Annotated in this window: 10 protein-coding genes; 5 read left to right on the plus strand and 5 right to left on the minus strand. The window is 32.0% G+C overall.

Translation table 11 applies throughout. The features are described 5' to 3' along the window. Both ACTG3S_RS09890 and trxA read right to left on the minus strand, forming a co-directional pair. A partial coding sequence (locus ACTG3S_RS09890) for a PadR family transcriptional regulator (RefSeq protein WP_439129196.1) occupies positions 1-288 on the minus strand: 288 nt, incomplete at its 3' end. A gap of 301 nt (positions 289-589) precedes the next feature. Beyond that, entirely contained in the window at positions 590-949 is a 360-nt protein-coding gene (gene trxA, locus ACTG3S_RS09895; RefSeq protein ID WP_439129197.1) for a thioredoxin, read from the minus strand. 252 nt (positions 950-1,201) lie between these two features. Here trxA and ACTG3S_RS09900 point away from each other — a divergent pair, with 252 nt between their 5' ends. From ACTG3S_RS09900 to ACTG3S_RS09920, 5 genes are all read left to right on the plus strand, one after another. After that, positions 1,202-3,361 carry a prolyl oligopeptidase family serine peptidase gene (locus tag ACTG3S_RS09900; protein ID WP_439129198.1) on the plus strand — a complete coding sequence of 720 codons (2,160 nt, stop codon included), beginning with the start codon at positions 1,202-1,204 and terminating at the stop codon, positions 3,359-3,361. A 94-nt stretch (positions 3,362-3,455) separates the two neighbouring features. Then, positions 3,456-5,528 carry a M13 family metallopeptidase gene (locus ACTG3S_RS09905; protein WP_439129199.1) on the plus strand — a complete coding sequence of 691 codons (2,073 nt, stop codon included), beginning with the start codon at positions 3,456-3,458 and terminating at the stop codon, positions 5,526-5,528. A 297-nt stretch (positions 5,529-5,825) separates the two neighbouring features. Beyond that, positions 5,826-6,746: an ABC transporter ATP-binding protein gene (locus ACTG3S_RS09910; RefSeq protein WP_439129200.1), complete on the plus strand. Its 921-nt coding sequence runs from the start codon at positions 5,826-5,828 to the stop codon at positions 6,744-6,746. Positions 6,747-6,917: 171 nt separating this feature from the next. Beyond that, entirely contained in the window at positions 6,918-7,964 is a 1,047-nt protein-coding gene (locus tag ACTG3S_RS09915; protein ID WP_439129211.1) for a DUF4198 domain-containing protein, read from the plus strand. Further along, positions 7,964-8,641 (plus strand): HupE/UreJ family protein, encoded by a 678-nt coding sequence (locus tag ACTG3S_RS09920; RefSeq protein WP_439129201.1) that lies wholly within the window; start codon positions 7,964-7,966, stop codon positions 8,639-8,641. The genes ACTG3S_RS09915 and ACTG3S_RS09920 overlap by 1 nt, the downstream gene beginning before the upstream one ends. A gap of 117 nt (positions 8,642-8,758) precedes the next feature. Here ACTG3S_RS09920 and ACTG3S_RS09925 read toward each other — a convergent pair whose 3' ends face one another. The 3 genes from ACTG3S_RS09925 to ACTG3S_RS09935 are packed head-to-tail and all read right to left on the minus strand — an operon-like array spanning position 8,759 to position 10,011. Further along, positions 8,759-9,208 carry a 3-oxoacyl-ACP synthase gene (locus ACTG3S_RS09925; RefSeq protein ID WP_439129202.1) on the minus strand — a complete coding sequence of 150 codons (450 nt, stop codon included), beginning with the start codon at positions 9,206-9,208 and terminating at the stop codon, positions 8,759-8,761. Further along, positions 9,198-9,767, minus strand: coding sequence for a 4'-phosphopantetheinyl transferase family protein (locus tag ACTG3S_RS09930; protein ID WP_439129203.1), 570 nt, complete (start codon positions 9,765-9,767; stop codon positions 9,198-9,200). Before ACTG3S_RS09930 ends, ACTG3S_RS09925 begins: the two co-directional genes overlap by 11 nt. Then, positions 9,760-10,011 (minus strand): acyl carrier protein, encoded by a 252-nt coding sequence (locus ACTG3S_RS09935; RefSeq protein ID WP_439129204.1) that lies wholly within the window; start codon positions 10,009-10,011, stop codon positions 9,760-9,762. Before ACTG3S_RS09935 ends, ACTG3S_RS09930 begins: the two co-directional genes overlap by 8 nt. Positions 10,012-10,065 lie beyond the last annotated feature (54 nt).

A 10,065-nucleotide genomic window follows, 5' to 3' on the forward strand; every position in this document is an offset into this window, starting at 1 on the left:
TTCTTGCATTTCTTCCAACTTGTTGGCAGTTTCTTTGGTACCATTTTCTGTGAGTTTGTAATATTTACGCAATCTGTTGCCCACTTTTGCAACCTCAACATCCAACAGACCATCCGCTTCTAATTTGTGCAAAGCAGGATATAATGCACCTTCTGTAATTTTTAATTCGCCTTTGGTAAGTTCTTTTACTTTTTGCGTAATTTCATACCCATACATTTTATCATTACTTTCTAATAACTTTAAAATAATGGTTTGTAAAGAACCTTTATATAATTTCTGATTTCCCATTTTTGGTGTTTAATCGTGTAATTGTTTATTTGTGTAATCTTTATCTGTCAGTTCGAGCTCATTCGAGTATTATTAAAACCTCTCGACTGCGCTTTAGCAGACATTTTAAAATTTTGTCTATGCGACTCGCATCAAATATACATAATTTTTTGATGCATTAGATTCTTAGGTATTAAATTTTAACAATAAAAAATCCCAAAAATTTAATTTTTAGGGTTTTTTTAGATTCCTGTGTTAACAGTAATTACTTTTTCTTATAGTCATGAAAGTTCCTTCCCTTTGGGTAGGTTAGGATGGGCTTTTACTTTGTCACCTTTAAAACCTCGGCGATTACACGTTCTAAATCTGCTTTTGGTAAAGCGCCATTTGCCATTTGTGGTTCAGCGTCTTTAGGACAAAACAACATAGATGGTATGCTTCTAATACCAAATGCAGCAGCCAACTCCTGCTCTGCTTCTGTATCTATCTTATAAATGTCTATTTTACCTTCGTATTCTTCTGAAAGTTGTTCTAAAACAGGTGCCAACATTTTACAAGGTCCACACCAATCTGCATAAAAATCTATTAATGCAGGTTTGTCTCCTTCAAATTTCCAATCTTTATTTTCTTCAAAATTAAAAACCTTTTTTAAAAAACTTTTTTTTGTTAAATTTTCTGTCATAATAAAATATTTTTTCAACGAAGTTGAATTTCTTTAATTTATATTTCCTGTAAAAGCAGGAATTTTTTCTTTACTAATAATTAAAGATTTCGTCTCTATTGTTATACAAAAGTAGTCGTTTTTAGATTTCTAACATTACATATAGCTCCTTTAACAGTAATTTAAGGTTTAAAATAACAATAAAACACTAAAAGTAAAGTGTTTACATTATTTTTTACAGTAAATTTGATAACACTACCTAACCTTTAACAAATGAAAAATACCATAATTCCTTTTCTAATAGCCAGTTTAATTTTTGTTTCTTGCGCCAAAGAAAATTCACCAAAAAATATGACTTTAAAATACCCAAAAACCCAAAAAAAACCTGTTATAGATACTATTTTCGGAACTGCTGTTACAGACAATTACAGGTGGTTAGAAAATGATAGAAGTACTGAAACAGAGGCTTGGGTAAAAGCAGAAAATGAAGTGACTTTCGATTATTTAAACAAAATACCTTACAGAGAACAGTTAAAAGACAGGTTAACAGCTTTATGGAACTACGAAAAAATTGGTACGCCTTTTAAAGAAGGTGGTTATACCTATTATTCTAAAAATGATGGTTTGCAAAACCAGTCTGTATTTTATAGAAAAAAAGGCGAAAATGATAAAGAGGAAGTTTTTTTAGACCCCAACACATTTTCTAAAGACGGTACCACATCTTTAGGTACACTTAGTTTTTCTAAAGATGGTAAAACTGTAGCTTATTCCATTTCAGAAGGTGGCTCAGATTGGAGAAAAATTATTGTGTTAGATGCAGCAAGTAAAACCATCAAAGAAGATACTTTGGTAGATGTAAAATTCTCTGGAATTTCTTGGTACAAAAACGAAGGTTTTTACTACTCTTCTTACGATAAACCAATAGGAAGTGAGTTATCTGCAAAAACAGATCAACATAAATTGTATTACCATAAATTAGGAACCTCGCAAAAAGAAGACTTGGTTATTTTTGGAGAAAAACCTGCTGAAAAACACAGATATATAGGTGGTTATGTAACAGACGACAATCGTTTTTTAATTGTTACTGCAGCAGTTTCTACCTCAGGTAATAAATTGTTTATCAAAGATTTATCAGTAAAAAATAACCAACTAAAACCCATTATAACTACTACAGAAAGCGATAGTTATGTGTTAGACAATCGCGAAAGCAAATTATATATTGTTACCAATTTAAAGGCACTTAATCAAAAAGTGGTTACAGTAGATGCTGCAAATCCTACTCCAGAAAATTGGGTAGATTTTATACCAGAAACTAAAAATGTATTAAACCCAACAACAGGTGCTGGTTTTATTTTTGCAAATTATATGGTAAATGCAGTGTCTAAAGTTTTGCAATATGATTTTAATGGTCAATTAATTAGAGAGGTAAACTTACCAGGTATTGGCTCTGTATATGGTTTTGGTGGTAAAACAAAAGTTAGAGAATTGTATTTTTCATTCACCAATTACAATACACCAAGTGCTATTTACAAATATATACCAGAAAGTGGAAAATATGATTTGTATCGAAAATCTCAAATCGATTTTAATTCAGAGTTGTACACGAGTACTCAAGTATTTTATCCTTCTAAGGATGGCACAAAAATTCCGATGATTATCACTCACAAAAAAGGTGTGGAACTCAATGGAAAAAATCCTACAATTTTATATGGTTACGGAGGTTTCAACGTTAGTTTAACCCCTGCATTTAGTATTGCAAACGCTGTTTGGATGGAACAAGGAGGTGTTTATGCAGTTGCGAATTTAAGGGGTGGAGGAGAATTTGGAAAAAAATGGCACATTGCAGGTACCAGAATGCAAAAGCAAAATGTTTTTGACGATTTTATTGCAGCTGCAGAATATCTAATTCAAGAAAAATATACTTCCTCAAAATTTTTAGCCATCAGAGGAGGTTCAAATGGTGGTTTATTAGTGGGTGCAACTATGACCCAAAGACCCAATTTAATGCAAGTGGCTCTACCAGCAGTGGGTGTTTTAGACATGTTGCGTTATCACACATTTACGGCAGGTGCAGGTTGGGCTTATGATTACGGTACTGCCAATGATAGTAAAGAAATGTTTGATTATTTAAAAGGATATTCGCCTGTACATAATGTAAAAAAAGGCACAAAATACCCAGCAACTTTGGTAACTACTGGAGATCATGATGATAGAGTGGTGCCTGCACATAGTTTTAAATTTGCAGCAGAATTACAAGAAAAACAAGCAGGAGAAAATCCTGTTTTAATAAGAATAGAAACCAATGCTGGTCATGGGGCAGGTACACCAGTTGCTAAAACCATCGCACAATATGCAAATATTTTTGGATTTACTTTGTACAATATGGGGTTTCAAGAATTGCCAAATCCACCAAAAAGCAAAATAAAAGGTTAAAAGGTGTAACAAAATACAATTTGTAATCACTAATAAATTATATTTAAAAAGCTAGAAAAAGAGCAAAATAAATATTCAAATCAAAAACAATCAAATGAAAACAATTAAAAAAGTTCTATTTACAACTGCAATAGCCTCATTAGCTTTTGTTGGTTGTAAAGAAGAAAAATCAGAAAAATCTGCTGGTATCGTTTTAGAAAACATGGATACTTCAGTAAAACCAACAGACGATTTTTTTAAACACGTAAACGGAAACTGGTTAAAAAACACAAAAATTCCAGATGATAGAACTTCTTGGGGAGGTTTTGGTGAATTACGTAAAAAAACAGATGAAGATGTTTTAAACATCCTAAATCAAGCCATAGCAGAAAGAGATTTTCCAAAAGTTAAAGATGCTAAAGGAAACGAAATAGATTCTGATCAAGAAAAGGCTGTAAATTATTACCAAACCATAATGGATACTGTTGCTAGAAACAAACAAGGTAAAGCACCAGTAATGCCTTTTTTAGCAAAAGTAGATGAAATAAAAACCAAAAAAGATGTAGAAAATTACATTACAAATATGGCTCCTTATGGAGGTGGTGGTTTTTACGGTTTTGCAGTTTTTAACGATTTAAAAAACAGTAGCCAATACGCAGGTTATTTAGGTGGTGGTTCTTTAGGTTTGTCTAGAGATTATTATGTAGATGCTAAAGTAGCAGACAAGCTAGCTAAATACGAAGAGTTTGTGGCTAAAATGTTACAAGAATTTGGTGATGATGCAACTACCGCAAAAAAGAATGCAGCAACCATTGTTGCATTCGAGAAAAGTTTAGCAGAACCAATGATGACGAAGGAAGAAAGAAGAGATACTCGTAAAATGTACAACCCAATGACGGTTGCACAACTTACAGAATTGGCACCAGCAATCGATTGGAAAGCACATTTAACAGGTATTGGCGTTGCAGATTTAGAGAATATTATTGTTACAGATCCTGGTTATTTTAAAGCAATGAGTACTATTTTTCAAAATCGTTCTGTACAAGATATTAAACTTTTATTACGTTGGAACACCATTAACAGCGCATTAGGTAGTTTATCTACAGACTTAGAAAAAGCAAACTGGGAATTCTATAGCAAAGAAATGCGTGGTGCTAAAAAACAACGCCCAAGAGACGAACGTGCTTTAGGTAATTTAAATGGCGCAATTGGCGAAGCTTTAGGAAAGTTATATGTAGAAAAAATGTTTCCACCAGAAGCTAAAGCAAAAGCCAAAGAAATGATAGACAATGTAATGCTAGGTTTCGAAAAACGTATTGCTCAATTACCTTGGATGAGTGAAGAAACAAAAACAAAAGCCTTAGAAAAATTACACAAATTAACCGTAAAAATTGCCTATCCAGATGTTTGGAAAGATTACTCAGAACTACAGGTTAAAGGTTTAGAAGAGGGTGGTTCTTATTTCGAAAATGCTATAAATGTAACCAAGTGGAACTATAATAAAAATATGGCAAAATTAGGTAAAGAAGTAGATCGAACAGAATGGGGTATGTCTCCACAAACAGTAAATGCATACTTTAATCCTGTAAACAACGAAATTGTTTTTCCAGCAGCCATATTACAACCTCCTTTTTACGATTATAAAGCAGATGAAGCTGTAAATTATGGTGGAATTGGCGCTGTAATTGGTCACGAAATTTCTCATAGTTTCGATGATTCTGGTGCTCGTTTTGATGGTGATGGAAACCTTAAAAATTGGTGGACAGACAAAGACGCAGAAGAATTTAAAGAAGTCGGCGATAAATTAGTTGCACAATTCAGTAACATTGTTGCCATCGATAGTATGAAACTAAATGGCGAGTTTACACTTGGCGAAAACATTGGAGATTTAGGTGGTGTACAAGCAGCTTACGAAGGTTTACAAATCTTTTTAGACAAAAATGGTAGACCAGGTAAGATAGATGGTTACACACCAGAACAACGTTTTTTCCTTTCTTGGGGAACCATTTGGAGAACCAAAATGCGTGATGAAGCTTTAAAAAACAGAATTATGACAGACACACACGCACCTGGTATGTACAGAGCATACATGCCCCTTAAAAATGTAGATGCTTTTTACGAAGCATTTAACGTACAACCTGGTGACAAAATGTACTTAAAACCAGAAGACAGAGTAAGAGTTTGGTAAGGTCGCAAACCTTTTTACAATCACGATCTTTGTGATAATTTTTATTAAAATATCTAAAAACCGATGCGAAAGTGTCGGTTTTTCTTGTAATAAGTGTTTATAAATTTTGGGCGTTCCCTTTCAGGTCGCGCTTTTCGCTGTATCTTTTTGTGAAAAACAAAAAGGATGTCGCTTCAATCACTAACGCAGGCGTACCTACTAAGGTCTTGTCATTCCAGTAAAGGCAAGAGTTCATACAAACGCGATTAATAGATTCCTGCCTTCGCAGAAATGACAAAGAAACCTTACTTTTGCAACATGCTAAAAGTTAAAAATATCTCTTTCAGTTACACCAAAAACAAACCGGTTTTACAAAACTTTACCTTTTCTGTAAAACAAGGAGAACACTTATGTATTATGGGCGAAAGTGGCTGTGGAAAATCGACACTTTTAAAAGCAATTTATGGTTTGTTAGACCTACAAAAAGGCAGTCTATTTTGGAAAGATGAACCCGTTTTAGGTCCTGAATTTAATTTGGTTCCCGGTTTTGGTAAGTTCAAATACGTGGCACAAGATTTTAACTTAATGCCCTACATTTCTGTGTCAGAAAACATCAAAAAACATCTATCAAGATTTTATCCCGAGGAAAGCGAAAAACGAACGCAAGAATTGTTAGAGGTTATAGAAATGACAGCTTTTAAAAACACCAAAGTTAAAAATTTAAGTGGAGGCCAAAAACAACGCGTAGCTATTGCTAGAGCTTTGGCAAAAGAACCTCAACTTTTACTTTTAGACGAACCTTTTGGACAAATAGACAACTTTAAAAAAAATGGCTTAAGACGAAGATTGTTTGCGTATTTAAAAGAAAAAAATATTGCCTCTATTGTAGCTACTCATGATAAAAACGATGCGCTTTCTTTTGCAGACAAATTACTTGTTATTAAACAAAATAGCATCTTAGTACACAATACGCCAAAAGACATTTACAACAACCCAAAAGAAAAATATGTAGCTGCTTTGTTTGATGATGTTAACGAAATAAGCATCAACAAAAAAACAGTTTTGTTATATCCGCATCAAATAAAGTTGAGTGAAAATTCTGGCGAGAAAGCTATCGTTTTAAACTCTTATTTTAAAGGTTTTTATTGGTTGATAGAAGCTAATTTTGATGGACAAAAAATATATTTTAATCATACTTCTGCAATCAAAAAAGAGAAAGAAATTTTTTTATCACTTTAAAACAATCAAGGTTTCTATTATAAATTTAGGTTAATTCTAAATTCATTGTAACGAACTTTTACTAACTTCGTGCTCCACATATTAAAACTCGTTCATTTACGAAAGTAAGTTCGGTATATTAAACAAAAAATAAATTTTCAACATCCTATTATGAAGTTAAGTACAAAAGTTATGAATAAAAATTTTAAAGCTAAATTTCTGAAACCCACTTATCTTTTTTTAGCTTTCATTTTGTTTTGTAGTCACGATTTGTATATAAAAATGGAAACTTACTTTTTAGAACCAAATAAAGAAGCTACCCTAAGCCTTTATAATGGTACTTTTGAGAATAGTGAAAATATTATAACAAGAGATCGCATGTTAGATGCTTCTATTTTTGCGCTCGGTAAGCGTACTGCAATAGATTCAGCCAATTGGAAAGACAAAGACAGTACCATTACACAATTAAATTTTAAAACAGGTGATGCAGGAACTTATGTTGTAGGAGTTTCTACCAAAGCTAGAAATATAAAACTTGCTGCTAAAAAATTTAACAGCTATCTAAAAAGTGATGGCGTTTTTGATATGCTAAAAATGCGTACAAATGAGGGGCTGTTAAATCAAGATGCTGTAGAAAATTATCAAAAGCATGTAAAGGCTATTTATCAAGTTGGTACTGTAAAGAGCAATGATTGGAGTACGGTTTTGGGTTATCCTATCGAGTTTGTTCCGCAAGCAAATCCTTATGAAAAACACATTGGGGAAACCTTAGAAATATTGTTGTTACATGAAGGAAAGCCTTTAACCAACCAATTAATTTTTGCTGACTATATTAAAAGTAAAGACTCACATTCTCATAGTAATAAAGTTCTTGAACACGAACACAATGGAGAAAAACATTCACATGAAAATTCCAATACTGATAAAGAACATGGTCATACGCACACTAATGGCCAACAATTAAGAACCAATGCTAAAGGTATGGTTTCAATAAAATTACATGAAGATGGTATTTACTATTTACGTACTATTTTTATGACTAGAGCTACAGATAGTGATGAATTAACACATCGATCTAAATGGGCAACTTTAACTTTTGAGGTAGGTCACTCACATGAAAACCACACGCATTTAGAAGACCATGACCATGAAGATGGTGTACCAATGTGGGTATTTATTTTAGGTAGTGTATTAATTGTAGGTGTACTATTTTTAGTCTTTAGAAAAAAAGAAGATTAATGTTCTTAAGTGTAAAGCGACTAATACTAATAATATTACTATTTTTTCCTGTTTTAGCATTTGCTCATGGTGTAACAAATGCAGACCAACAGCTATTGCTAAATGGTGGTTTGTGGGCATATATTAGAGTGGGAGCAACACACATGCTCACAGGTTATGACCACCTGCTTTTTCTAGCTGGAGTCGTTTTTTTTCTAAACAGTTTTAAAGATATCCTAAAGTTTATAACAATATTTACTGTAGGACATTGTATTACGTTGATAGGTGCCACTTATTTTAGTATCACAGCAAATGAGCACATTGTAGATGCAGTAATAGCATTGAGCGTTTTATATAAAGGATTTGAAAATTTAAATGGATTTAAAAAATTAAAAGTCAAAGCACCAAACTTACTGCTCATGGTAGGTCTTTTTGGGTTGATTCATGGTTTTGGACTCTCTACCCGATTACAATCTTTTGATATTGGAAACGCACAATTTTTAGCCAAAATTTTATGTTTTAATTTAGGGGTAGAAGTTGGGCAAATATTGGCATTAATTCCTATTGTTTTTATAATTACACTTTCTAGAAAACTCAAACAGTTTCCAGCTTTTTATAAAGCCGTTAATTGGTATTTAATATTTGCAGGTACTCTTTTATTTGTTTATCAAATATACAGTTACTTTAATGGTCATTAAAATTGTAAGTTTTATTTAACTGGTTTGTTTGATAGTAAACTTTACGCTAATTAACTTCGCTTACTTCGTACAAAACGAATTTAAACTTGGCCATATACGAAAAGCTATTGGGAAAAATTAAAAAATATTTTCAATTTTAATGGTTTCTCCATTAAAAAGAAACTCACTTTTTTCTTGTTTACCTAATAACAACTTACCTATTGGAGAAGATATAGAAATCGCAAAAAAGTCTTTACTACTCGCAGTTAGTTTACCTGCAGAAATTGCTAAAAAATAGCTGGCTTTACTGGTAATAACAATGCTACCTAAATGTGCAGTTTTACTGGTTTTAAAAGGGTCAATTCTGTTTAAAATTTCTCTCATTTGAGAAATACCTGCTAATTGCTGACTCGCTTTTTCCATTTCTAATTGCAACATCGCACGTCCTGTTTCATGTTTATCGCCAGCAGAACTTTTGGTTTCAGATTGCAATGCTTTTTGGTTAGAAGAAATAATTTCTTCTACATTTTGTAAACGCTTATTTACAAAAGTTTCACATTGAGTAAAAAGTTCTTTTTTAAGATTCATTATTTAATATAAAAGCAAATGCACCAAAATTTCCATGATGTGTTTTAGAAAGACTTATGGGCATTATTTTTTCATTTTGATACATAAAAGGTATGCCTAATGGATTCTTTTTAATTTGAATTTCTGGTGAAAAAAAGGCTTGAATTTTTTTATCAATAATTTTGGTAGCATTCATAATATTATCAACAAAAAATAACTCTGAAATCATTTTTGTATGATTGATTTCTTTTGCAACTGAATAAACATATTTATCTGATAATGTATATTTTACATGATACATATTGTTGTCTAAATTTACAATTCCACTTTGGTTAGAAGTTATTTTACATACAAATTTTTTGGGTGCATAAAAACGTTTTTTAAACTGCTGAACGTGGCATTTATATGCAGCTTCTTTCATGCTCCAAAACAACCAAACTTGCTCAAATGGTTTTTTTGAATTTAAAATATCTTCTTGTTCTTTTTGAGTGAATTGTTTCTCTAAAAAACCTGGTCTTTGCCAATTACTTTGTGTTTTGGCTAATTTTAAATCTACAATGTCATTACCTATTCTAAGCATTCATTTTATCTTGAATAATGGCAACTGTAGCTTTTACAGATAACATTTTTTCCATTGAATCGTTATCAATATGAATGTCGAATGCATCTTCAACATCTAAAATAATATCTACCAAATTCGCAGAGTTTATTTCTAAATCGTTGATAAAATCGGTTTCTTCGGAGATGTTTTTAAAACCTTCTTCGTTTTGAACATAAGGTTTTACTATAGTTGTTAGTTTTTGAATGATTTCTTCTTTGTTCATTTTATTCTGAATATTTTCAACCTCATAGGTTTTAAAAACCTGTCAGGTCTCTGG

The organism is Polaribacter sp. (genome assembly GCF_965656025.1).
Lineage (GTDB): Bacteria > Bacteroidota > Bacteroidia > Flavobacteriales > Flavobacteriaceae > Polaribacter.